This window comes from Nocardioides sp. SRI_004, from assembly GCF_057586415.1.
This window is the reverse complement of sequence record NZ_JBYCZV010000011.1, coordinates 160,238-183,008: the sequence shown is the minus strand read 5'-3', so window position 1 is coordinate 183,008 and position 22,771 is coordinate 160,238. Positions and strand designations below refer to the sequence as shown.

The window sequence follows — 22,771 nt, the reverse complement described above, 5'->3', positions numbered from 1 at the left end:
ATCTTTCCGCCCCGTCGTGGAATCGCGGTCGCATGAGGACCCGCTGATCGGGGATCATGGAGCTGTGAGCAGCGCGGACACGGAGATGGCAGGGGAGGCGATCGGCCCCCACGAGGACGAGCCCCACGGCACGGGTCTCAACGACCGGCTCAACTGGCTGCGGGCGGGGGTGCTGGGCGCCAACGACGGCATCGTGTCGACCGCGGGCATCGTGCTCGGTGTCGCCGGGGCCACGAGCGACCGGACGGCGATCCTGATCGCCGGTGTCGCCGGGCTCGCAGCCGGGGCGATGAGCATGGCCGCGGGGGAGTACGTCTCGGTCAGCACGCAGCGCGACTCCGAGGAGGCGCTGCTCGCCAAGGAGCGGCGCGAGCTGCGCGAGGACCCCGAGGACGAGCTCGCCGAGCTGGCCGGGCTGTACGTCGACAAGGGCCTCGAGCCCGACCTGGCGCTCGAGGTCGCGAAGCAGCTGACCGAGAAGGACGCGCTCGCGGCGCACGCCGAGGTCGAGCTGGGCATCGACCCCGACGACCTCACCAACCCGTGGACCGCCGCCTGGGCGTCGATGGTCTCCTTCACGCTCGGCGCGCTGCTGCCCCTGTTGACCATCCTGCTCTTCTCGCAGGACCTGCGGGTGGCCGTCACCGTGGCCTCGGTGGCGGCGGCGCTGGCGCTCACCGGGTGGGCGAGTGCGCGCTTCGGCTACGGCCCGCCGCGGGCCGCGGTCGTGCGCAACGTCATCGGAGGCCTGCTCGCCATGGCGGTGACCTACGGCATCGGCCAGCTGGTCGGCACCCAGGTCTGATGACGCTGCGCGTCTTCGCGGCCGTGGTGCCGCCGCAGGAGGCCGTCGACCACCTCGACGCCTTCCTCGAGCCGCGGCGGGCGGCCGCCGACTTCCGGTGGACCCGCCCCGAGCAGATGCACCTCACCCTGGCCTTCATGCCGTCCGCGGGCGAGCGCAAGGTCGACGAGTACGTCGACCGGCTGGCCGAGTCGCTCGACGACCTCTCGGCCGGCGAGCTGGTGCTGGCGGGGTCGGTCGTGTTCCCCAATGTCAGCGAGGGCCGGGTGCTCGCCACCGGCGTGGCCGGCGACGCCGAGCTGCTCGAGCGGCTCGCCGTCCGGACCCGCAACGCGGCGGTCTCCTGCGGGATCGAGGTCGACGGCCAGCGCTTCCGGCCGCACCTCACGGTGGCCCGCACCGGTGGTCGGCCGACCGAGCTCACCAGCTGGGTGCGCCTGCTCGACACCTACGCCGGCCCCACCTGGGCGCTGTCGTCGGTCGAGGTGGTCGCCTCGCACCTCGGCGAGGGTCCTCGTCGTACGCCTCGCTACGAGACGCTCGCCTCGATCGTGCTCTGAGCCCCGAGGGCGGCGTCGATCCGGGCGGCGATGTCGACGACCGTCCCGGTTCCGTCGACCTCGCGGACCAGCCCGCGCGCGGCGTAGAGGGCGACGAGCGGGGCGGTCTGCTCGGCGTACACCTCCTGCCGGCGGCGGATGACCGGCTCGGTGTCGTCGGTGCGGCCCTCGAGGCCGGCGCGGCGGACCAGCCGCTCGACGAGCTCCTCGGTGTCGACCGCCAGCACCACGACGGCGTCGAGGGAGGCGCCGGAGGCAGCCAGCATCGCGTCCAGCTCGACGACCTGCTCGGCGGTGCGCGGGTAGCCGTCGAGCAGGAAGCCGCTCGCGCAGTCGGCGGCCCCGAGCCGTACCGCGACCATCGCGTTGGTGACCTCGTCGGGGACGTACTCACCGCGGTCCATGTAGCCCTGCGCGGTGACGCCGAGCGGGGTCCGCTCGGCGACCTGGCTGCGGAAGATGTCGCCGGTCGCGATCGCGGGGATGCCGTAGCGAGCCGCGAGGGCGGCGGACTGGGTGCCCTTGCCCGCGCCGGGCGGGCCCATCAGGAGGAGTCGCATGGCCGGACCGTACGGCGCGCGACGCTGCACCCACGTTGCCCCGGACGGACGAAGGGCCCGGATCCTCGCGGATCCGGGCCCTTCGTCGTACAGCTGTCAGGAAGGCGTCAGCCCAACGTCACCCCAGGGCCCGGACGATGTCCTCGACCCGGTCCTTCGCGTCACCGAACAGCATCTGGCTGTTCTCGCGGAAGAAGAGCGGGTTCTGGACACCGGCGTAGCCGGCGGCCATGGAGCGCTTGAAGACGATGACGTCCTTGGCGTTCCAGACCTCGAGCACCGGCATGCCGGCGATCGGGGAGGTCGGGTCCTCGGACGCGGCCGGGTTGACCGTGTCGTTGGCACCGATGACGAGGACGACGTCGGTGTCGGCGAAGTCGTCGTTGATCTCGTCCATCTCGAGCACGATGTCGTAGGGCAGCTTGGCCTCGGCGAGCAGCACGTTCATGTGGCCCGGGAGTCGGCCCGCGACGGGGTGGATGCCGAAGCGGACGTCGATGCCCTTGGCCCGCAGCTTCGCGGTCAGGTCGGCGACGGGGTACTGCGCCTGCGCGACCGCCATGCCGTAGCCCGGCGTGATCACGACGGACGACGCGCCGGCGAGGAGCTCGGCGACGGCGTCGGCCTGGATCTCGCGGTGCTCGCCGTAGTCCTTGTCGTCACCGGCGGGCGCCTCGATGCCGAAGCCACCGGCGATGACGGAGATGAACGAGCGGTTCATCGCCTTGCACATGATGTAGGACAGGTAGGCACCGGAGGAGCCGACGAGCGCACCGGTGACGATGAGCAGGTCGTTGCCGAGCAGGAAGCCCGACGCGGCCGCGGCCCAGCCGGAGTACGAGTTCAGCATCGACACGACGACGGGCATGTCGCCGCCGCCGATCGAGGCGACCAGGTGCCAGCCGAGCGCCAGCGCCAGCAGCGTCAGGACGCCCAGCAGGATGTCGGCCGAGGTGTTGTCGTGGGTGTCGAGCGAGACGTAGACCGCGGTCAGGATCGCGAACACGACGAGCGAGCCGACGTTGATGAAGTTCTTGCCCGGCAGCATCAGCGGCGCGGACTTCATCTTCGCCGACAGCTTCAGGTTGGCGACGATCGAGCCGGTGAAGGTGACCGCGCCGATGAAGATGCCGATCGCGACCTCGGCCTCGTGGATGTTGACCAGGCTGTCCAGCGACTCGTGCGAGCCGAGGACGTGGCCGTTCCAGCCGATGAGCACGGCCGCGAGGCCGACGAACGAGTGGAGCGCCGCGATGAGCTCCGGCATGCCGGTCATCTCGACGATCTTCGCGCGCCACAGGCCGATCGCGCCGCCGACGGCGATCGCGGCCAGCATCAGGATGATGACCAGGGCCTGGTCGTCGACGTACTCGCTGACGTCGATGACCCCGGCCACCGTCGCGACGAGCGCGACGGCCATGCCGACGATGCCGAAGGTCAGGCCGCTGCGGGCCGACTCGTGGCGGGACAGGCCCGCCAGCGACAGGATGAACAGCAGCGCAGCGACGATGTACGCCGCTCCGGTGATGGAGTCGATATCCATGGTCAGGCTCCCTTGCTGAACATCGCGAGCATGCGGCGCGTGACCGCGAACCCACCGAAGACATTGATCGAGGCGAGCAGGATCGCGACCACGGACATGCCGAGCACCAGCTTGTCGTCGGTGGCGACCTGCACGAGCGCACCGACCACGACCACGCCGGAGATGGCGTTGGTGACCGACATCAGCGGCGTGTGCAGCGCGTGCGCCACCTTGCCGATGACGTAGTAGCCGATGACGATCGACAGCATCAGCACGGTGAAGTGGCGACGCAGCTCGTCGGTCGGGGCGAGCGCGTTCACCAGCCAGAACAGCGCGATCGCGCCGAGCACCAGGCCGACCTTCGTGCCGGCCGACATCGGAGGCTTGGCCTCCTTGACGGGCGCGGCGGCGGCCGGAGCGGCAGCGGGCGCGGCCGAGACCTGCACGGCCGGCGGCGGCCAGGTCGACTCGCCCTCCTTGACCACGGTGATGCCGCGCTGGACGACGTCCTCGAAGTCGAGGCCCAGGTTGCCGTCCTTCTCCGGGGTCAGCAGCTTGAGCAGGTTGACGATATTGGTGCCGTAGAGCTGCGAGGTCTGCGCAGCGAGGCGACCGGCGAGGTCGGTGTAGCCGAGGATGGTCACGCCGTTGTCGGTGACGACCTTCTGGTCGGCGACCGTGCCGGCGGCGTTGCCGCCGTTGGCCGCGGCCATGTCGACGATGACCGAGCCGTTGCGCATGCCGGCGACGGTCTCGGCGGTGAGCAGCGACGGGGCCGGGCGTCCCGGGATCAGCGCGGTGGTGATGACGATGTCGGCCGCACGCGCCTCCTCGTCGTACATCGCGGCGGTCGCGGCGACCTGCTCCTCGGTCATCTCCTTGGCGTAGCCGTCGGAGGACTTCTCGGCGAAGAGCGTGGGGTCGAGCTCGACGAACTGCGCGCCCATCGACTCGACCTGCTCGGCGACCTCGGGGCGCACGTCGAACGCGCGCACCACGGCGCCCATCGCGGACGCGGCACCGATCGCGGCGAGGCCGGCGACGCCGGCGCCCACGACGAACACGCGGGCCGGCGGGATCTTGCCGGCGGCGGTCACCTGGCCGGTGAACATGCGGCCGAACTCGTGCGCGGCCTCGACGACGGCGCGGTAGCCGGCGACATTGGCCATCGAGGACAGCACGTCCATCGACTGCGCGCGCGAGATCCGCGGGACGGCGTCCATCGCGAGGGCGGTGACACCCTGCGCCTGGAGCCTCTCCAGCAGCTCGGGGCTGCGGCCCGGCGCCATCATCGAGATGATCGTGGCGCCCTGCCGGAGGCGGCCGATCTCCTCGTCGGTGGGGGCGTTGACCTTGACGACGACGTCGGCGGCCCACACCTCCTCCGTCGTACCGACGCGGACGCCAGCGTCGACGAACGCGCTGTCCGGCTGGTCGGCGTGGACGCCGGCGCCGGACTCGACGACGACGTCGTAACCGAGGTTGGTCAGTTGGGATACGGTCTTGGCGGTTGCCGCAACCAGGGTCTCGCCCGGTTTCGACTCGCGCGGGATGCCGATGAGCATCGAGCCTCCAGCGTTCAGTGGACACAGTGGGGTGCCCGGGGTCCGGGCACAGCGCTGGTCAAACTACACAGGGCTCACGGGTTCACGGGCGCCGTCTTATGTGTGACGTACATCTATGCGGTGCAACCGTGTGCAGCGCTCGACGCGCTGTGATCGATCCAATCGGGAGCTCTCAGCCGGCGGCGATGCCGTAGAGCCGGTCGCCCGCGTCGCCGAGGCCCGGGACGATGTAGCCCTTGTCGTTGAGGCGCTCGTCCATCGCCGCGGTCACGACCGTGACCGGGATGTCGAGGTCGGCGAGCTCCGCCTCCAGCCGCTCGCAGCCCTCCGGCGCAGCCAGCAGGCAGACCGCGGTGATGTGGTCGGCGCCCCGGTCGACGAGGAAGCGGATCGCCGCCGCGAGGGTGCCGCCGGTCGCGAGCATCGGGTCGAGCACGTAGCACTGGCGCCCGGTCAGGTCGTCGGGCAGCCGCTCGGCGTAGGTCACCGCCTCGAGCGTCTCCTCGTTGCGGACCATGCCGAGGAAGCCCACCTCGGCGGTCGGCAGCAGCCGCATCATCCCGTCGAGCATGCCGAGCCCCGCCCGGAGGATCGGTACGACGAGGGGCCGGGGCGACGCGAGCCGGATGCCCGTCGTCGGGGCCACCGGGGTGACGATGTCGGCGGCCTCGACCCGCACGTCGCGCGTCGCCTCGTAGGCGAGCAGGGTGACCAGCTCGTCCGCGAGCGAGCGGAACGTCGGGGAGTCCGTCTCCTTGTCGCGGAGGACGGTCAGCTTGTGGGCGACGAGCGGGTGGTCCACGACCAGGGTGCGCATGGCAGAACCCTAGATGAGACGGACTTTCCCTTCGAGGCGGTGACCGGGCGTAATTCCTCTGGCCCCACGGGGCTTCCCGTGTCACGCTTGCTGCATGTCCGCAGCCGGCCCGGCCACCGAATCGGTCGACTTCGCGCTTGCCGCCTACCGCGAGGAGGGCGTCTGGCAGCTCGCCGAGCTGACCCCCGACCACGCGACCGACGTCGAGACCCTCGTCTCGGCGCTGCGTCGCTTCCCGGGCGACGGCGGCGTCGTCGGGCTGGTCGCGGTGGAGGAGGACTTCTTCGTGGTGGTCCGCGTCTCCGGCCAGCAGACCCGGGTGATGCTCTCCGACATCACGGCCGCCTCCGAGTGGGAGCTGGCCGCCGAGGTCGTCGAGCACCTCGGCCTCCCCGCCGTCGACGACGAGGACGACCCCGAGCCGGCCGGCGACCTCGAGCTGCTCAGCGACCTGGGCGTCGACGCGATGTTCCTCGCCGAGGTCCTCGACGACGACGAGCTCTACCCCGACGAGATGCTGTCCGAGATCGCCCGCGGCATGGGCTTCGGCGAGCTCTTCGACGACGTCGTCGGCCTCACCTCCGCGTGAGCGCGGAGACCCCCTGGCTCCCCGGCATGCGGGAGGCGCTCCAGCACGCCCGCGACGCCGGTGACCTCGGTGACGTCCCGATCGGCGCGGTCGTCCTCGACGAGGACCTCCGGGTGATCGGCGCCGGGCGCAACGTCCGCGAGCAGGACGGCGACCCGACCGGCCACGCGGAGGTCGTCGCGCTGCGCGCGGCGGCGTACACGCGGGGGGAGTGGCGGCTCTCGGGCTGCACCCTGGTCGTGACCCTCGAGCCGTGCACGATGTGCGCCGGCGCGGCCGTGCTGTCGCGGGTCGACCGCGTCGTCTTCGGCGCGTTCGATGAGAAGGCGGGTGCCGTCGGGTCGCTGTGGGACGTCGTACGCGACCGTCGGCTCAACCACCGCCCCGAGGTGCTCGCCGGGGTCCTCGCCGAGGAGTCGACCGCGCTGCTGGACGCCTTCTTCGCCGCCCACCGGGGATAGTCCCTGACGAAAAGCACCGGAACGGGACTGATTCCGGTGCTTTTCGTCAGGGACTACCGTGCCGGGGCCGATGAGTCCGGGCCCGGGAGCCGGTCGGTACCGGACATGACGACCCTCGATCTCGGACCTGCCACCTCGACCCTGGCCGACCTCGTCGCCTCGGTGACCGACGAGCAGCTGGCGCTGCGGACCCCGTGCCCGGAGTACTCCGTCGGCGACCTCGTCGACCACGTCGGTGGCCTCGCCGTCGCCTTCACCGGCGCCGCGCGCAAGCAGCCGGTCCCCGGCTCGGAGCAGGGCGGCAGCGGCGACGCGTCGCGCCTCGAGCCCGGCTGGCGCGACCGGATCGCCGCCGACCTGAAGGAGCTCGCAGAGTCGTGGCGCGAGCCGGCGGCGTACGACGGGATGACGGCGGCCGGCGGCGTCGACCTGCCCGGTGACGTGGCGGCGGCGGTGGCCCTCAACGAGGTCGTCGTCCACGGCTGGGACCTGGCGACGGCCCTGGGTCGGCCCTACGACGCGACGGACGCGGACGTCGAGGCGTGCCTGTCCTTCGCGCGGCCGTTCTCGACCCCCGAGGCGGCGGCGGGCCGGGGGCCTGCCTTCGGCCCGGTGCTGCCGGTGCCGGCGGGCGCGACCCCGCTCGTCGAGCTGCTGGCGCTGCTCGGTCGCCGCGCCTGAGGGCGACGGAGTCGGTCACCGGGCCGCTGCCGGGAGTCGCAGGCGGACGGGTAAAGAAAACGCCGTTCCGCGGCGGAGTGGCGGGTGAGGGAGGAATGTCGTTTCGTCCCCCACTCCCCTCCCGGAGGTTCTCCCATGCCCACCACCTCACGCCGGTTCGCCGGCCTCTCTCCCCTCGTCGTGGTCCTCGCGGTCCTCGGCATGCTCGCCGTCGGCACCGGAGGCGCGGTCGCCGGCGCCCTGATCACCGGTGCCCAGATCAAGAACGGCACCGTCACCGGTGTCGACATCAAGGACAACAGCCTCACCTCGACCGACGTCCTCGACGAGACGCGCGTCTGGGGCAAGGTCTCGACGGCGACGGGACCGTTCACGTCGTCGACCTGGACGCCCGTCGTGAGTCGTTCGCTGACCGTGAGCAAGGCGGGCTTCCTGCAGGTGACCGGCGACCTCTACGCCGAGGACCTCAACGGCACGGCCGGTCTCGGCTCGCTCTTCTACTCGATCAAGATCGACGGGAAGGTCATCAACCTCGGCAACTACCGTCGCCTGCAGTACGCGTCGGAGAACTCCGAGAACCACGGTGCCAACGGGTCGGCGACCGTCACCGTGCCGGTGGCCAAGGGCACGCACACCGTCGCCCTGGTGGTGAGGGAGACGAGCACGGGCAGCTACCTGTACGGCGGCAGCATCAACGCCGCCTACGCCCCGGTCGGCAGCGGTCCGGTCACGTACCTCGCCCCGCGCACGGTGCCGCGCAGCACCAACCACTGAGGGTCTCCCCCCGCAGCAGCGAGGCCGCCCGCCCTCGACCACTGGTCGGGGGCGGGCGGCCTCGTGCACGTCCGGACGGGTCAGCGCAGCGCGGCTGCCTCCGCGGCCAGCTTGCTGATCCGCTCCCAGTCGCCGGCCGCGATCGCATCGGCGGGGGTGAGCCAGGAGCCACCGACGCAGCCCACGTTCGGCAGCGAGAGGTACGACGGCGCCGACGCCGGCGTGATCCCGCCGGTCGGGCAGAAGCGGGCCTGCGGGAGCGGGCCCGCCACGGACTTGAGGTACGGCGCCCCGCCGGCGGCCTCGGCCGGGAAGAACTTCATCTCGGTCAGGCCCGCCTCGAGGACCGCCAGCACCTCGGACACCGTGGACGTGCCGGGGAGGAAGGGCACGCCGGTCGCGAGCATCGCCGCGAGCAGGTCGGGGGTGAGCCCGGGGGAGACGAGGAAGCCGGCACCGGCCGCGACCGCGGCCTCGGCCTGCGCGGGCGTCGTGATCGTGCCGGCGCCGAGGGTGATCTCGGGGACCTCGGCGGCGATCGCCCGCAGGGCGTCGAGGGCGACGGGCGTGCGCAGGGTGAGCTCGATGGCGGGCAGGCCGCCGTCGACCAGCGCCCGGGCGACCGGGACGGCGGCGGCGAGGTCGTCGATCACGACGACGGGCATGACCGGGACGATGTCGAGCACGGACGAGGGCGAGGACTCAGGAGCGGACAAGGGGAGCCTCCAGGCTGGCAGCGGCGGCGGGGACGGGGAAGATCGACGCACCCTCGTCGGCCGGTCCGACGGTGGCGCGGAACGCGGCGAACAGCTCGCGACCGGTGCCGGCCCACGTCGTACCCGACGGGGCGGAGCCGGTCGGCTCGCGGTGGGCGAGGTCCGCGTCGACCACCAGCGTGCCGGCGTCGGCGTCGAGGGTGATCAGGTCGCCGTCGCGCACCTTGGCGAGCGGGCCGCCGAGGGCCGCCTCGGGGGTGACGTGGATGGCGGCCGGCACCTTGCCCGACGCGCCGGACATCCGGCCGTCGGTGACGATCGCGACCTTCTGGCCGCGGTCCTGCAGCACGCCGAGGGCGGGCGTGAGCTTGTGCAGCTCGGGCATGCCGTTGGCCGCCGGACCCTGGTAGCGGATCACCGCGACGAGGTCGATGCCGTCGAGCTGGCCGTCGGCGAAGGCGAGCAGGAAGTCGTGCTGGTCGTCGAAGACCCGCGCGGGAGCGGAGACGAACCGGTGCTCCTGCGCCACCGCGGACGTCTTCACGACGCCGGTGCCGAGCGGGCCGCGCACGACCTTCACACCGCCGTCCGCCGAGAACGGGTCCGAGGCCGGGCGGAGCACGTCGAGGTCCAGGCTCTCGGCCGGGCCCGGGCGCCAGGTGAGCTCGCCGTCGATGAGCACCGGCTCCTCGGTGTAGCGGCGCAGGCCGTGCCCGACGATCGTCTCGACGTCCTCGTGCAGCAGGCCCGCGTCGAGCAGGGTGCGGACGAGGAAGCCGATCCCGCCGGCGGCGTGGAAGTGGTTCACGTCGGCGGCGCCGTTGGGGTACACCCGCGCCAGCAGCGGTACGACGGCCGACAGGTCCGCCAGGTCGTCCCACGTGAGCAGGATGCCCGCGGCACGCGCGATCGCGACCAGGTGCAGGGTGTGGTTGGTCGAGCCGCCGCTCGCGAGGAGCGCCACGCACGCGTTGAGGACGACCTTCTCGTCGACCATCTCGCCGAGGGTGGGGCTGGCGTCGTACTGCTGGGTCCGGCGCACGGCCACGGCAGCGGCCTCGCGGGTGAGCGCGTCGCGCAGCGGGTTGTCGGGGTTGACGAAGGACGAGCCCGGCAGGTGCAGGCCCATCACCTCCATCAGCAGCTGGTTGGAGTTGGCCGTGCCGTAGAAGGTGCACGTCCCCTTCGAGTGGTACGACGCCGCCTCGGCCTCGAGCAGCTCCTCCCGACCGACCTTCCCCTCGGCGAAGAGCTGGCGCACGCGGGCCTTCTCCTTGTTGGGCAGCCCCGAGGCCATCGGCCCGGCGGGGACCCACACGGCGGGCAGGTGCCCGAACGAGAGGGCGCCGATCAGCAGGCCGGGCACGATCTTGTCGCAGACGCCGAGGAGCAGGGCGCCGTCGAACATGTCGTGGGAGAGGGCGATCGCGGTCGACATGGCGATCACGTCGCGGCTGTACAGCGAGAGCTGCATGCCGTCGCGGCCCTGGGTGACGCCGTCGCACATCGCCGGCACGCCGCCCGCGACCTGCGCGAGCCCGCCGGCACGGATCACCGCGTCCTTGAGGACGGGCGGGTAGTCGCCGTACGGCTGGTGCGCGGAGAGCATGTCGTTGTAGCTCGTCACGATCGCCAGGTTGGGCTTCTGGCCGCGGGCGAGCTCGATCTTCTCGGGGCCCTCGGACGCGGCGAAGCCGTGCGCGAGGTTGGCGCACGCGAGGCGGCCGCGCGCGGGTCCGCGCAGGGCCGCCTCACGCACGCGAGCGAGGTACGCCGTTCGGGTGGCGGCGCTGCGCTCGGTCAGCCGACGGGTCACGTCGGCGAGGACGGGGTGGAGGGTGGGTGCGGTCATCGAGTTCACTCCTGCCAGGTGCGGCCCTCGCGCGCCAGCAGCGTCGCGGCGGCCGCGGGGCCGTTGGTTCCGGGGTGGTAGCGGACCGGCTCTACGCCGGCCTGCTCCCACTGGTCGAGGATCGGCTCGACCCACTCCCACGCGGCCTCGACCTCGTCGCGGCGCATGAACAGGGTCGGGATGCCGCGCATCACGTCGAGCAGCAGGCGCTCGTAGGCGTCGGGGCTGCGCTCGTCGAAGGCGTCGTCGTAGCTGAGGTCGAGCGAGGCCGGGTGCAGGCGGATGCCACCGGGACCCGGGTGCTTGGCGGTCAGGTGCAGCTGCATGCCCTCGTCGGGCTGCATCCGGATGGTGAGCCGGTTGGGCGTGGTGACGCCCTCGCTGTGCGGGAACATCGCGTGCGGCGGCTCCTTGAAGACGACCTCGATGGTCGACTCCTTGCGGGCCAGCCGCTTGCCGGTGCGCAGGTAGAAGGGGACGCCGGCCCAGCGCCAGTTCTGCACCTCGGCGCGCAGCGCCACGTAGGTCTCGGTGGTGCTCGGCCCGCCGATCTCCTCGCCGTACGTCGTGTACTGGCCGCGCACGGTGAGCCTGTCGACGTCGGCGCCGGTCAGCGGCTTGAGGGCGCGCAGCACCTTGAGCTTCTCGTCGCGGACGGGGTCGCCGCCGACGTACGTCGGGGGCTCCATCGCGACCAGGCAGAGCATCTGGAGCAGGTGGTTCTGGACCATGTCGCGCAGCGCGCCGGCCTGGTCGTAGTACCCGCCGCGACCTGCGACGCCGAGCGTCTCGGAGACGGTGATCTGGACGTGGTCGACCCAGCGGGAGTTCCAGACCGGCTCGAGGAAGGTGTTGGCGAACCGGGTGACGAGGAGGTTCTGCACGCTCTCCTTCCCGAGGTAGTGGTCGATCCGGTAGACCTGCGACTCCTCGAAGACCCGGCCGACCGCGTCGTTGACGACCCGCGAGGAGTCGAGGTCGGACCCGATCGGCTTCTCGAGGACGACCCGGCACTGGGGGGTGACCAGGCCGAGGTCGTCGAGCCGGTCGCAGATCGGGCCGAAGACGCCCGAGCCGACGGCGAGGTAGTAGACGCGGATGGTGTCCTCGGTGGCCGAGCCCGGGGTGTCCTTGAGGAGGGCGTGCAGCCCGTCCCAGCCCTCGGGGTCGGTGGCGTCGAGGCGGAGGTGGTGGAGGCGGCTGACCAGCCGGTGCACGGCGCCGGCCTCCAGCTGGTCGTCGGGGACGTGCTCGAAGAGGGCCTGGGTGACCAGGTCGCGGTAGCCCGCGTCGTCGAGGTCGTGCCGCGAGACGCCGATGATCCGCGTGTCGGGGTGGAGGTTGCGCTGCCGCTCGCGCTGGTAGAGGCCGGGGAGCAGCTTGCGGAGGGCGAGGTCGCCCGTGCCGCCGAAGACGGTGAAGTCGCAGGCCGGGACGACCAGGTCGGGGATGTGTGCGCTCACAGTCACAACCGTAGGGCCTAACCATGCTCTTGGGAAACCCCACTTAGGTCTTTTTGGGATCTAAGTGGAAGGGCTTAGACTCCGCGCATGGTCGACGTACGGGTGCCGCCGGTGGTGCGGGAGTCCGCCACCGCCGGCGACCTGCTCGCCCTGCTCCGCAGCGGCCGGGCCTCGACCCGCGCCGACCTGCGCACTCTCACCGGCCTGTCCCGCACCGCCGTCGTCGCGCGGGTCAACGCGCTCACCGACGCCGGCCTGCTGCAGCTCGGCGCCGAGCTCGCCTCCACCGGGGGGCGCCCGCCGGGCAGCCTGGTCTTCAACACCGAGGCCGGCGTGGTGCTGGCTGCCGCGATCGGTCGCTCGCGCTCCCAGGTCGCCGTCTTCGACCTCGGCGGCACCGAGCTCGCCTCCTCCGCCGTCGAGCACGAGATCGGCGCCGGGCCCGACGACGTGATGCCCGGCGTCGCCGAGCACCTCCGGGCGCTGCTGGCCCGCGACCTCCCACCGGTCCTGGGCATCGGCGTCTCGCTCCCCGGCGTCGTCGACGCCGACCGCGGCGTCAGCGTCGACACCCCGGTGATGGCCGGCTGGGACGGGGTGCCGCTGGCGCCGTACCTGGAGAAGGTGGCGGACGCCCCGCTCCTCCTCGCCAACGACGCCGACACCATGGCGCGCTCGGAGTTCCTCGGCCACGCGACGACCATCGACGACCTGCTCGTCGTCAAGGCGTCCACCGGCATCGGCCTCGGCGTGCTCGCCGGGGGCCGGATCATCAGCGGCGCGCGCGGTGGTGCCGGCGACCTCGGACACACCAAGGTCCCCGAGGCGGCGGGCCGGCCCTGCCGCTGCGGCGACGTCGGCTGCCTCGAGACGCTCGCCGCCGGCTGGGCCCTCGTCGCCCGGCTCCGCGAGGAAGGCCGCACCGTCGACCACATCCGCGACCTCGTCGCCCAGGCCCTCTCCGGCGACCCCGAGGCCAAGCAGCTGCTGCGCGAGAGCGGCCGCCAGGTCGGCGAGCTGCTCGCCGTGGCGATCAACCTGCTCAACCCGCGCGCCGTCGTCCTCGGCGGGGACATGGCCGGCGCCTACGACGTGTACGCCGCCGGTGTCCGCGAGGCCGTCTACGCCCGCGCCTCCGCGCTGGCGACGCGGGAGCTGCAGTTCCTCCCCGCGACCTACGGCGACCGGGCCGGCCTCGTCGGCTGCGCCGCCCTCGCGCTGGACGCCGTGCTCAGCCCGGCCGCGATCGACACCCGGCTCGCCCGGGCCCGCGGCTGACCCGATCCACCCACCCCCACGAAGCAAGGACCCCCATGCAACAGCGCACCTTCGGACGCACCGGCCGCGACGTCTCCGTGGTCGGCCTCGGCACCTGGCAGCTCGGCGCCGACTGGGGTGACGTCAGCGAGGCCGACGCCCGGGCCGTGCTCGAGGCCTCCGCCGAGGCCGGCGTCACCTTCTACGACACCGCCGACGTCTACGGCGACGGACGCAGCGAGCAGATCGTCGGCCGCTTCCTCGCCGACCACGCGGACGCCGGCTTCACCGCCGTCACCAAGATGGGCCGCCGGATGGAGCAGGTGCCGGCCAACTACGTCATGGCCAACTTCCGGGCCTGGCTGGACCGCTCGCGCCGCAACCTCGGCGTCGACACGATCGACCTCGTCCAGCTGCACTGCCCGCCGTCGGAGGTAATTGACGACGACGCGACCTACGACGCCCTCGACGAGCTGGTGGCCGACGGCGTGATCGCGGCGTACGGCGTCAGCGTCGAGACCTGCGCGCAGGCCCTCTCGGCGATCCGCCGCCCGGGCGTCCAGTCGGTCCAGATCATCCTCAACGCGTTCCGGCTCAAGCCGCTCGACGAGGTCCTCCCCGCCGCCGCGGCCGCCGAGGTCGGGATCATCGCCCGCGTCCCGCTGGCCTCCGGCCTGCTCTCGGGCCGGTACGACGAGACCACCGTCTTCGCCGCCGACGACCACCGCAACTACAACCGCGACGGCAGCTCCTTCGACGTCGGCGAGACCTTCTCCGGCGTCGACTACCGCACCGGCGTCGCCGCGGCGCAGGAGTTCACGGCGCTCGTCCGCGCCACGCTCGGCCCGGACGTCACGCCGGCCCAGGCCGCGATCGCGTGGTGCTGGCAGCAGCCCGGCGTCACCACCGTGATCCCCGGCGCCCGCAGCACCGCCCAGGCCGCCGCCAATGCCGCTGCCGGCCTCGTCGACCCGCTCCCCGACGCCTTCCTCGACGGTGTCCGGGCCATCTACGACCGCGACTTCCGCGAGGCCATCCACCCCCGCTGGTGAGGTCCGCCCGGGCATGATGTCCGGGATGGACCTCACTGTGGGCATCTGCGAGGACGACCCGGCGCTGCGCCGGGCGCTGCGCGGCGCCCTCACCTACGCCGGGCACGACGCGGTGGTCGCCCACAACGGGACCGAGGCACTGAGCCTGTTCGCCACCGCCGATCTCGACGTGATCATCATGGACGTCGGGCTCCCGGACGCCGACGGGCGCGACGTCTGCCAGGCCCTCAAGGCCCGCGGCCAGGCTGCCCCCGTGCTCTTCCTGACGGCACTCGGCGCCGTGCACGACCGGCTGGCCGGGTTCAGCGCCGGCGGCGACGACTACGTGGCCAAGCCGTTCGACGTGAAGGAGCTGCTGGCGCGGGTCGCGGTCCTCGGGCGCCGCGGGCGTCAGCTCGCCCTCCAGCGCGACGACAGTGGGTTGGTGCTCGATCCCGCCACCCACGCGCTGCGGACCGACAGCGGCGAGGTGCTGCTGTCGCCGACGGAGTTCCGCATGCTGGCCGCGGTCGCGGCGCGGCCCGGTGACGTGGTCCGTCGCGCCGCGGTCATCGCCGCGGCCTGGCCCGACGGCGCCATCGTCAGCGACAACACCGTGGACTCGTTGATGCGCCGGGTGCGCGCCAAGCTCGTCGAGGCGGACGCACCTGCGCTGGTGGAGACGGTGCGCGGCGTGGGCTACCGGCTGGGTGCCCGCACGGACGACCAGCCGTGACCTCGGGACCCTCCCCCCGCGGGGGCTCCTTCCGCGCGCAGCTGGTCGTGCTGACCGCGGCAGTGACCGCCCTGGTCGCGGTGGTGCTGACGATCGTCGTCCAGCTCGTGCTGGCGAGTGCGACCACCCACAGCCTCGACACGGTGCTCGAGGACCGTGCCGAGGCGGTGATCGGCTCGGCGTCCGCGGGGCCCGGCGGTGCGGTCGTCGTCCCCGAGGAGCGGCTGGACGCGGGGGTGGCGGTCTACGACGCCAAGGGTCGCCTGGCGGCCGGGACCCCTCCCGCCTCGGAGCGCAGCACCTACGCCGACCTCGCCACCACGGACCGGGTCCGGACCGTCGAGCAGCCGCGGGGCGCGGACGAGTCCCGGGTCCGGGCGGAGCCGTTCACCACGCCGGACGGTGCTGCCGGCGTCGTCGTCGTCACCGAGCGGCTGGCGCCGTACGAGCGCGGCGAGCGACTGGCCCTGCTGGTCTGCGCGGGGGCGGGCGGGCTGATGGTCGTCCTGGCCGCCGTGCTGGCGTTCTGGGTCAGCCGGCGGGCCCTGGCGCCGGTGGTCGCCATGACCCGCGCCGCCGACGACTGGAGCGAGCACGACCTCGCCCTGCGCTTCGCCCCGGGTGCCGGGCGCGACGAGCTGGCCGGTCTGGGGCGCACGCTGGACCGCCTGCTCGAGCGGGTCGCGCAGGCGATCCGTTCGGAGCAGCGGTTGACGTCGGAGCTCGCCCACGAGCTGCGCACGCCGTTGACCGCCGTGCAGGTCAACGCCGACCTGCTGCTGCTCGACCCCGCTCTGTCGGAGGCGGGACGCGAGAAGGCGGAGGAGATCGCCGGGGCCACGCGCCGGATGGGTGCCGCCATCGAGAGCCTGCTCGAGCTCGCCCGCGCGGGCTCGGCCTCGGCGCCGGCCGGCTCCTGCCTCCTCCTCGACGCGATCGGCGAGGCGCTCGGCTCCACGGCCGGCACCGGGGTCGAGGTCCGGGTCGACCCGGAGCTGCGGGTCCTCCTCCCGGTGGGCCTTGCCGCGCGTGCCCTCGGGCCCGTGCTCGACAACGCGCGGGCCGTCGCCGGCCGCGTCGTGGTGTCGGCGGCGCCGTACCGGCCCGGGTTCGTGGCGGTCCACGTCGACGACGACGGCCCGGGGATCGGTGAGGGCGAGCGGGAGCTGGTCTTCGAGCCCGGTCGTACGACGGGCGGTGGCGCCGGTCTCGGACTTCCGCTGTCGCGACGCATCGCCCGCAGCGCGGGTGGGGAGGTGACCGTCACCGACGGTCCGATGAACACCCGCGTGGTGATCGTGCTCCCGACCGCGTAGGGCGGGTGATCAGGTCCATGTCAGGTTCGCTCGCCGATCCTCTGACCCATGACGACGTCTCCCGCTGCGCCGGCCCGCGTGCTGCCGCGACAGATGCTCAACAAGGTCCCCGAGGTCACCGTCTGGTTCTGGATCATCAAGATCCTCTGCACGACCGTCGGTGAGAGCTTCGCCGACTACGTCAACGAGACCCTCGGCTTCGGCCTGCTCCCGACGGCGATGCTCTTCACCGTGGTGTTCGTGGTCGTGCTGGCCGCGCAGATGCGGCTGCGGGCCTACGTCCCGGCGGTCTACTGGCTGACGGTGGTGGTGGTCAGCGTGACCGGCACGCTCTACACCGACATCCTGACCGACCGGCTGGGCGTTCCCCTCTGGATCAGCAGCACCGTGTTCGCCGCGCTCCTCGCAGCGGTCTTCGGCGCCTGGTACCTCCGGGAGCGGACCCTCTCGATCCACAGCATCGTGACCACCCCGCGCGAGGCGTGGTACTGGCTCGCCGTCCTGGTGACCTTCGCGCTGGGCACGGCGACGGGCGACTGGACGCTGCAGCTGACCGGATGGGCGCCCGGCAAGTCCGTGCTGCTGCCCCTCACCCTGATCGCCGTCATCGCCGCGGTGTGGAGGTACGGCGCCAACCCGGTCCTCGCGTTCTGGCTCGCCTACATCCTGACCCGTCCGCTCGGTGCCAACATCGGCGACTGGCTCGCCTCGCCGTCGGACGAGCAGGGCCTCGGCCTCGGCACCCTCGGGACCAGCCTGGTCTTCCTCGGAGCGATCCTGGCGGCCGTCGTCTACCTGTCGATGTCCCGCGCCGACGTGATCGTCGAGGGCGCCGCGACCGCCGCGGAACGGTCCCGCACGCCCGTGCGGGAGCGGGTCTCGCTCGCCGTCCTGGCGGCCGCGGCGGTCGCGACATTCGGCCTGTTGTCGTGGGCGAACGCGCAGCCGCACAGCGACGCCCTGGCCGCGGAGGAGGGCGCCGCACCCTCGTGCTCCGACGGCGGGAGCCCGGACATCGCGGCGTTCCCGGCCGGTGACGTCGCGAGCTTCCGCTCGATCTCGCAGGACACCCGTGACCTCGTGGCGTCCGGTGACCAGACCGGTGCCGCATCCCGCGCGACCGACCTCGAGACGGCCTGGGACGACGCGGAGTCCCGCCTGGTGGCGAAGGACTGCGTCACCTGGACCTATGTCGACCACGAGATCGACGCGGTCCTCACCGCCGTCCGCAGCTCCTCGCCCGACCAGCAGCAGGAGTCCGGGGCTCTCGACGACCTGCTCGGGACCCTGGGCTGAGGCCGACCGCCCGGGCCGCCCGCGGCGGCGGGGACCGCACCGTCCAGCACGGTGCGGTCCCCGCCGACCAGCTCCTGCCGGCCGCTACCTGTGGACCCCGACCCGCATCGTCGCCGTGGCGGCCGCGACCGAGGCCGAGCCGCCGTACGACGCCCGGATCGCGTGCGTTCCCCTCGGGAGCCGCAGGGTCACGACCGCCGTTCCGGACCGCAGCGTCGGCACCGACATGCGGCGACCGTCGACCAGGACGGTGACCCGGCCCGTGGTCGTGGTCCCGGCGGGGACGGAGGTGACGGTGATCCGCAGGGTCAGCTTCTGGCGGGCCTTGGGGGTGCTGTCGGACAGCCGCAGCCGCACCGTCGACCCGGCCTTGGCGACCGGCTTCGTCGCGGCCGAGGTGGCGCTGCCGGCCGGGCCGGTGGCCGGGGTGGCGGTGACCTCGACCGACAGCCGGTGGCCGACGTCGGCCCCCCGGGCGACGTACGACGACGCGGTGGCGCCGGCGATCGTCGTACCGTCGCGCCGCCAGCGGTAGGTGAACGAGAGCCCCGTCCGGTCCCACGTCCCCGGCTTCGCCACCAGCTTGCGGCCGACCTGCGCGGTGCCGGTGATCGTCGGCAGCGCCGTGTTGACGGGCGCCTCGGGCTCTGGCTCCGCCAGCGGGTCGACGCTGGTGAGGGTCGGGGTGACGACCTGCATCAGCCCGTCCTCGCCGAAGGTCAGCCGGTCGATCGTGGTCTCCCGGTGGGTGCCGTCGCCGCCCGGCATGCCGAAGCGGTGGTAGGCGATGTACCAGTCGTCGGTGCCCGGGACGTTGACGATGGAGCTGTGGCCGGTGCCGAGGATGCCCTGCGACGGGTCCTTCTGGAGGATCACGCCGCGGTAGGTCCACGGGCCGTCGATGCTCGTCGCCGTCGCGTAGCCGACCCGGTAGTCCGGCGATCCGGTGTCGTCGATCGAGTAGGTCAGGTGGTAGGTCCCCTGGCGGTAGTTGACGAACGAGCCCTCACGGAAGCTGGTCAGTCCCGTGATCCTGCCGAGGGTCTCCGCCTTGATCGACAGCATGTCGTCGGACAGCTCGGCGTACACCGGCGAGCCGTTGCCCCAGAAGAGGTAGTACTTGCCGGTCGCCGGGTCGCGGAAGGCCGCCGGGTCGATCGCCTGGCCCGACGTGACCGCCTCGTTGTTGAGGATCATCGCCTCCGGCTGGGCCGTGAACGGGCCCTCCGGGCTGTCGGCGACCGCGACCCCGATGGTCTTGCGGTTGTACGTCGGGTTGTGGCCCGAGAAGTAGAAGTAGTACTTCCCGCCGCGCTCGATGATCGTCGGCGCCCACGCGTTGCCCGACGCCCACGGCACGTTGCCGTTCGCCCCGTCGAGGGTGAGGAACGGCTGCTCCGAGCGCTCCCAGTCGACGAGGTTCGTGGACTTCCAGACGTAGAAGTCCTTGCCACCCCAACCGGGAGTGCCGTCGGTCGTCGCGTAGATGTAGTAGGTGCCGTCGAAGACCGCGATGTTCGGGTCGGCGTACAGGCCCGGCAGCACCGGCGACCTCATCTCGACCGCTCGCACCGTCCATGCCCGCGTCGCACCGCCCGGGGCCGTCACCGTCACGGTGCGCGGCGACGAGTAGTCCGCCGGTCCGTCGACGTCGAGCGTCGAGCCGGCCTTCACGTCGTACGACGGGTCGAGGGCGGTCCGGTCGGTGCCCGGCTCGACCGGCAGGGTCACCGTCGACGAGGCGCTGTCGATGACGGCCGGGACCTTGAGTGTGCCGAGGTCGACGCCCAGGATCGCGGTCGGGTCGGCGGCGAGGTCGCGCACCTCGGCGCCGGTGAGGGCGCGGTTGTAGAGGCGGAAGTCCCGCACCCGGCCCTTGAGGTACTTGTCGGCCGTGTAGACCGAGCGACCGATGTAGTTGGCGCTCGTGCGGCCGTCGCCGATGTCGCCGGGCTTGATGGTGACACCGGTCTTCTCGCCGACCTTCACGCCGTCGAGGTAGAGCGTCGCGGTGCCGTCCTGCAGCGTGTAGGTCAGCGTCCTCCACGCACCGCGGCCGAGGGCGGCGCCGCTGGTGGCGGTCTGCTCGGTGTTCCAGTTCCCGCTGGCGATCGACGTGCGGTAGGCGCTGTTGCCGGTGGTGAAGAGGTAGCCGTTGCCGGCGCCGCCGCTGTCGGTGTTGCCGAGGCCCCAGATGAAGTACGGCGTCGCCTGGGTCGGGTCGACCCATACCTCCGTCGACACGGTGATCGCGTCGAGGCCGGCCATCATGTCGTCGGGCAGCTTCACGTGGCCGTTGGTGCCGCCCAGGCTCAGCGCGCCGTCGGTCCACGTCGTGTCACCGGAGACCGTGCCGTCGTACCCGTGGCCGGAGGAGTCGGCGGCCACGGAGCCGCTCGTCTCGTCGAGGGCGTAGTGCGCGACCAGGCCGTTCTCGTCGGCCTCGACCGGCGTCGGCGGCTCGGGGACGACGATGCCCTCGCGCAGGCTGTCGAGCTCGGCCTGAGTGACCGGGATGACCGTGCCGTGGCGCGGGCTCGCGGGCAGGTCGTAGCTGCTCGCCACCTGCCAGTCGGGGTTCTCCAGGTCGTCGGTGCCGAGCGGGATGTAGCCACGGCCGCCGTACTCGTCGACGAAGAGGTAGTAGTTGCTGCCCGAGTCGTCGCCGGTGTTGGCCTTGAAGATCGACGGGCCTTCGACGGCGGACGTGCCGGCGTTCTTGCCGATGCAGCCCTCCTGGAACGCCCAGGCCTTGCTGCCGACCAGGTCGGGCTCGGTCAGGGAGTCGTTCTTCTCCTGGATGATGTCCGAGCAGCCCGTGGTCCCGGCGCCCTCGTCCTTGGTGAAGCGGTAGTAGGTGCCGTTGTCCTTGATCACCGTGGAGTCGATCCGCGACGACCCGATGTCCTGCCAGATCTTCGCCTTGCTGAAGGTCACGAAGTCGCGGGTGGTGGCGTAGAGCATCCGGTTGTAGGTGCTGCCGGTGTGGTTGGGGTCGTCCTCGGCGTACAGCTTGGAGGCCCAGAACACCACGAACTGCTGCAGGTCCTCGTCCCAGTAGGCCTCCGGCGCCCAGGTGTTGCCGGCGGTCTCGGGGGAGACGAGCACGTGCCGCTGCTCCGACCAGTTCTTCAGGTCGGTCGACTCCCAGACCTCCAGGTAGCGCGAGCCCGTTCGCTGCGAGCGGTCCCAGTCGCCGTTGCGACCGATCGAGAGGTCGGTGGCGATCAGGTAGAACCGGTCGCCCTCGGGGGAGCGGATGAGGAAGGGGTCGCGCAGGCCCATCTCGCCCATCGTCGACTCGAGCACCGGCTGGCCGTCGTTGAGCTCGTCCCACGTCAGCGCGTCGTTGCCGCGGCTCGCGGCGAAGTAGATCTTCTCCCCGGCGATCGAGTTGCCGGTGAAGTAGCTGAACGCATAGCCCGTGTACGCCGCCGACGCGGGCGACGCCCGCACCGTCAGCTCGATGTCGCGCGTCGCCGTGGCGGATCCCACGGTCACGGTGGCGGTGAGGGTCACGGTGGTGTCGCCGGCACCGTGGGCGGGCCGGTGCACGACGCCGTCGGCAGCCACGACGGCCGGCTCGGCGCTGGCCCAGCTGATGGTCGCGCCGCCGGCGCCGGTCTCCGGGAGGGTGAGGCTGCCGCGCACGTCGTCGGGGTGGACCAGCTCGATCGCGGCTGCGGCGGCGTCGGCCTTGGCCTGGTCGCTGTCGTCGGCCGGGACGGTGGCGACGAAGGTGCGGGTGGCGGTGCCGGTGCCGCGGGTCAGGGTGGCGGTGAGGGTGACCTCGGCGGGGCCGTCGCCGGCGCCGGGGCGGGTCACCGCGCCGGAGGTCGAGATGACGGCGGGGTCCGAGGACGCCCAGCTGATGGCGGAGCCGAAGGAGCCGGTCGTCGGCAGCGTCAGGTCGCTCGTCACGGACGAGAGGTCGCCGAGGGTGAGGGCGTCCTCGTCGGCGGCGAGGCGGTTCGCGTCGGTCAGCGAGATCTGGGCGACCTCGCTCGCGCTGAGCGCCCGATTGTAGATCCGGAAGTTGCGGACCTTGCCCTTGAGGCTGTTGTCGGCGGCGTAGGTGGACTCGCCGAGGACGTTGTTGGTGGTCGTGCCGCCGCCGATGGCGCTCGGGAGCACGGTGACCGCGGTGTTCTGGCCGACCTGCGCGCCGTCCTCGAACAGGGTGCCGGTGGTGCCGGTCTGCGTGTAGGTCACGGACTTCCAGACGCCGCGCGCCAGGTTGCCGCCACTGCTGCGGGAGGTGACCTTCTCGCCCGACCAGTTGCCGGTGGTGATGCCCGCGCGGAAGGCGTTGCCGCTCGCGAAGAGGTAGCCGTTGCCGGACGAGGAGGTGGCGGGGTTGCCCAGGCCCCAGAGGAAGAACGGGGTGGCCTGGCTCTGCTCCACGAACACGTCGAGGTGCACGGTGATCGCGTCGAGCCCGGCGGTGACGTTGTTGGGGAGCTTCACGTGGTCGTCGACCCCGTCGAGGGTGAGCACCCCGTTGCCCCAGCTGCCGCCGACGAGGGTGCCGTCGCGGCCGTTGCCGGAGCTGTCGGTGACGGTCGTGCCGGACGCCTGGTCGAGGTCGTAGCGCAGCACGAGCCCGTCGGTGACATCGGCGGCGAGCGCCGGGCGGGCCGTCGGCACGAGCAGGAGCAGGCCGCCGACCAGGGCCAGGACCAGCAGGGCGGGGAGACGGCGCAGGGCCGTCGGCAGGTGGGGCATCGTTCCTCCGTGTGTGAGCGCTAACACGGGAGTGTGACTGCGATC

19 protein-coding genes are annotated in these 22,771 nt (G+C 72.4%); 11 read left to right on the top strand and 8 right to left on the bottom strand.

What is annotated here, in order from left to right:
- The first annotated feature begins 16 nt into the window (after positions 1–16).
- Positions 17–805, top strand: a complete 789-nt coding sequence (locus AC2YHB_RS16685; RefSeq protein WP_373366946.1) for a VIT1/CCC1 transporter family protein — start codon at positions 17–19, stop codon at positions 803–805.
- Positions 805–1,365, top strand: a complete 561-nt coding sequence (gene thpR, locus AC2YHB_RS16680; RefSeq protein WP_051932561.1) for an RNA 2',3'-cyclic phosphodiesterase — start codon at positions 805–807, stop codon at positions 1,363–1,365. The genes AC2YHB_RS16685 and thpR overlap by 1 nt, the downstream gene beginning before the upstream one ends.
- Here the strand turns inward: thpR and AC2YHB_RS16675 are convergent.
- The 4 genes from AC2YHB_RS16675 to upp form a co-directional block, all read right to left on the bottom strand.
- Entirely contained in the window at positions 1,335–1,925 is a 591-nt protein-coding gene (locus tag AC2YHB_RS16675) for an adenylate kinase (RefSeq protein WP_036549071.1), read from the bottom strand. The two genes, thpR and AC2YHB_RS16675, sit on opposite strands and share 31 nt — an antisense overlap.
- Before the next feature lie 118 nt (positions 1,926–2,043).
- Positions 2,044–3,468 carry a Re/Si-specific NAD(P)(+) transhydrogenase subunit beta gene (gene pntB / locus AC2YHB_RS16670; RefSeq protein WP_487354300.1) on the bottom strand — a complete coding sequence of 475 codons (1,425 nt, stop codon included), beginning with the start codon at positions 3,466–3,468 and terminating at the stop codon, positions 2,044–2,046.
- Positions 3,469–3,470: 2 nt separating this feature from the next.
- The gene (locus AC2YHB_RS16665; RefSeq protein WP_487354299.1) at positions 3,471–5,012 is read right to left on the bottom strand and encodes a Re/Si-specific NAD(P)(+) transhydrogenase subunit alpha; all 1,542 of its coding nucleotides are present in this window, start codon (positions 5,010–5,012) and stop codon (positions 3,471–3,473) included.
- A gap of 172 nt (positions 5,013–5,184) precedes the next feature.
- Positions 5,185–5,829, bottom strand: a complete 645-nt coding sequence (gene upp, locus AC2YHB_RS16660; RefSeq protein ID WP_036549063.1) for a uracil phosphoribosyltransferase — start codon at positions 5,827–5,829, stop codon at positions 5,185–5,187.
- Positions 5,830–5,923: 94 nt separating this feature from the next.
- On the opposite strand from upp, the gene AC2YHB_RS16655 reads away from it, so the two are divergent.
- The 4 genes from AC2YHB_RS16655 (at position 5,924) to AC2YHB_RS16640 (ending at position 8,334) form a co-directional block, all read left to right on the top strand.
- On the top strand, positions 5,924–6,418 hold the full coding sequence (locus tag AC2YHB_RS16655) for a tRNA adenosine deaminase-associated protein (RefSeq protein WP_036549061.1): 495 nt from the start codon (positions 5,924–5,926) through the stop codon (positions 6,416–6,418).
- Positions 6,419–6,444: 26 nt separating this feature from the next.
- Entirely contained in the window at positions 6,445–6,879 is a 435-nt protein-coding gene (locus AC2YHB_RS16650; RefSeq protein WP_179652067.1) for a nucleoside deaminase, read from the top strand.
- Between the two features lie 105 nt (positions 6,880–6,984).
- Entirely contained in the window at positions 6,985–7,560 is a 576-nt protein-coding gene (locus AC2YHB_RS16645) for a TIGR03086 family metal-binding protein (RefSeq protein ID WP_036549059.1), read from the top strand.
- A 135-nt stretch (positions 7,561–7,695) separates the two neighbouring features.
- Entirely contained in the window at positions 7,696–8,334 is a 639-nt protein-coding gene (locus AC2YHB_RS16640; RefSeq protein WP_179648267.1) for a hypothetical protein, read from the top strand.
- Positions 8,335–8,414: 80 nt separating this feature from the next.
- On the opposite strand, the gene eda is transcribed toward AC2YHB_RS16640, so the two are convergent.
- The 3 genes from eda to zwf are packed head-to-tail and all read right to left on the bottom strand — an operon-like array spanning position 8,415 to position 12,365.
- Positions 8,415–9,050: a bifunctional 4-hydroxy-2-oxoglutarate aldolase/2-dehydro-3-deoxy-phosphogluconate aldolase gene (eda, locus tag AC2YHB_RS16635; protein ID WP_179648266.1), complete on the bottom strand. Its 636-nt coding sequence runs from the start codon at positions 9,048–9,050 to the stop codon at positions 8,415–8,417.
- On the bottom strand, positions 9,037–10,902 hold the full coding sequence (gene edd / locus AC2YHB_RS16630) for a phosphogluconate dehydratase (protein ID WP_487354298.1): 1,866 nt from the start codon (positions 10,900–10,902) through the stop codon (positions 9,037–9,039). The genes eda and edd overlap by 14 nt, the downstream gene beginning before the upstream one ends.
- A 5-nt stretch (positions 10,903–10,907) precedes the next feature.
- The gene (zwf, locus tag AC2YHB_RS16625; RefSeq protein ID WP_207007099.1) at positions 10,908–12,365 is read right to left on the bottom strand and encodes a glucose-6-phosphate dehydrogenase; all 1,458 of its coding nucleotides are present in this window, start codon (positions 12,363–12,365) and stop codon (positions 10,908–10,910) included.
- A gap of 87 nt (positions 12,366–12,452) precedes the next feature.
- On the opposite strand from zwf, the gene AC2YHB_RS16620 reads away from it, so the two are divergent.
- Genes AC2YHB_RS16620 through AC2YHB_RS16600 form a run of 5 tightly spaced genes read left to right on the top strand, consistent with a single transcriptional unit; the run spans position 12,453 to position 18,001 of the window.
- On the top strand, positions 12,453–13,643 hold the full coding sequence (locus tag AC2YHB_RS16620) for an ROK family protein (RefSeq protein ID WP_179648264.1): 1,191 nt from the start codon (positions 12,453–12,455) through the stop codon (positions 13,641–13,643).
- 35 nt (positions 13,644–13,678) lie between these two features.
- Positions 13,679–14,674 (top strand): aldo/keto reductase, encoded by a 996-nt coding sequence (locus AC2YHB_RS16615; protein ID WP_179648263.1) that lies wholly within the window; start codon positions 13,679–13,681, stop codon positions 14,672–14,674.
- 25 nt (positions 14,675–14,699) lie between these two features.
- Complete coding sequence (locus AC2YHB_RS16610; RefSeq protein ID WP_036549046.1) at positions 14,700–15,389, top strand: response regulator transcription factor; 690 nt, start codon at positions 14,700–14,702, stop codon at positions 15,387–15,389.
- Positions 15,386–16,705, top strand: coding sequence for a sensor histidine kinase (locus AC2YHB_RS16605; RefSeq protein ID WP_487354297.1), 1,320 nt, complete (start codon positions 15,386–15,388; stop codon positions 16,703–16,705). Before AC2YHB_RS16610 ends, AC2YHB_RS16605 begins: the two co-directional genes overlap by 4 nt.
- Positions 16,706–16,753: 48 nt before the next feature.
- Positions 16,754–18,001 (top strand): COG4705 family protein, encoded by a 1,248-nt coding sequence (locus AC2YHB_RS16600; RefSeq protein WP_179648261.1) that lies wholly within the window; start codon positions 16,754–16,756, stop codon positions 17,999–18,001.
- An 84-nt stretch (positions 18,002–18,085) separates the two neighbouring features.
- On the opposite strand, the gene AC2YHB_RS16595 is transcribed toward AC2YHB_RS16600, so the two are convergent.
- Complete coding sequence (locus AC2YHB_RS16595; protein ID WP_179648260.1) at positions 18,086–22,726, bottom strand: family 43 glycosylhydrolase; 4,641 nt, start codon at positions 22,724–22,726, stop codon at positions 18,086–18,088.
- Positions 22,727–22,771 lie beyond the last annotated feature (45 nt).

Excerpts from the sequence above, each read along its gene's own strand:
- AC2YHB_RS16620 (WP_179648264.1), top strand. The coding sequence starts at position 12,453 with ATGGTCGACGTACGGGTGCCGCCGGTGGTGCGGGAGTCCGCCACCGCC.
- AC2YHB_RS16610 (WP_036549046.1), top strand. The coding sequence starts at position 14,700 with ATGGACCTCACTGTGGGCATCTGCGAGGACGACCCGGCGCTGCGCCGG.
- AC2YHB_RS16655 (WP_036549061.1), top strand. The coding sequence starts at position 5,924 with ATGTCCGCAGCCGGCCCGGCCACCGAATCGGTCGACTTCGCGCTTGCC.
- AC2YHB_RS16595 (WP_179648260.1), bottom strand. The coding sequence starts at position 22,726 with ATGCCCCACCTGCCGACGGCCCTGCGCCGTCTCCCCGCCCTGCTGGTC.
- AC2YHB_RS16650 (WP_179652067.1), top strand. The coding sequence starts at position 6,445 with ATGCGGGAGGCGCTCCAGCACGCCCGCGACGCCGGTGACCTCGGTGAC.
- AC2YHB_RS16600 (WP_179648261.1), top strand. The coding sequence starts at position 16,754 with ATGACGACGTCTCCCGCTGCGCCGGCCCGCGTGCTGCCGCGACAGATG.
- AC2YHB_RS16615 (WP_179648263.1), top strand. The coding sequence starts at position 13,679 with ATGCAACAGCGCACCTTCGGACGCACCGGCCGCGACGTCTCCGTGGTC.
- AC2YHB_RS16645 (WP_036549059.1), top strand. The coding sequence starts at position 6,985 with ATGACGACCCTCGATCTCGGACCTGCCACCTCGACCCTGGCCGACCTC.
- edd (WP_487354298.1), bottom strand. The coding sequence starts at position 10,902 with ATGACCGCACCCACCCTCCACCCCGTCCTCGCCGACGTGACCCGTCGG.
- AC2YHB_RS16640 (WP_179648267.1), top strand. The coding sequence starts at position 7,696 with ATGCCCACCACCTCACGCCGGTTCGCCGGCCTCTCTCCCCTCGTCGTG.
- AC2YHB_RS16675 (WP_036549071.1), bottom strand. The coding sequence starts at position 1,925 with ATGCGACTCCTCCTGATGGGCCCGCCCGGCGCGGGCAAGGGCACCCAG.
- AC2YHB_RS16665 (WP_487354299.1), bottom strand. The coding sequence starts at position 5,012 with ATGCTCATCGGCATCCCGCGCGAGTCGAAACCGGGCGAGACCCTGGTT.
- thpR (WP_051932561.1), top strand. The coding sequence starts at position 805 with ATGACGCTGCGCGTCTTCGCGGCCGTGGTGCCGCCGCAGGAGGCCGTC.
- upp (WP_036549063.1), bottom strand. The coding sequence starts at position 5,829 with ATGCGCACCCTGGTCGTGGACCACCCGCTCGTCGCCCACAAGCTGACC.
- pntB (WP_487354300.1), bottom strand. The coding sequence starts at position 3,468 with ATGGATATCGACTCCATCACCGGAGCGGCGTACATCGTCGCTGCGCTG.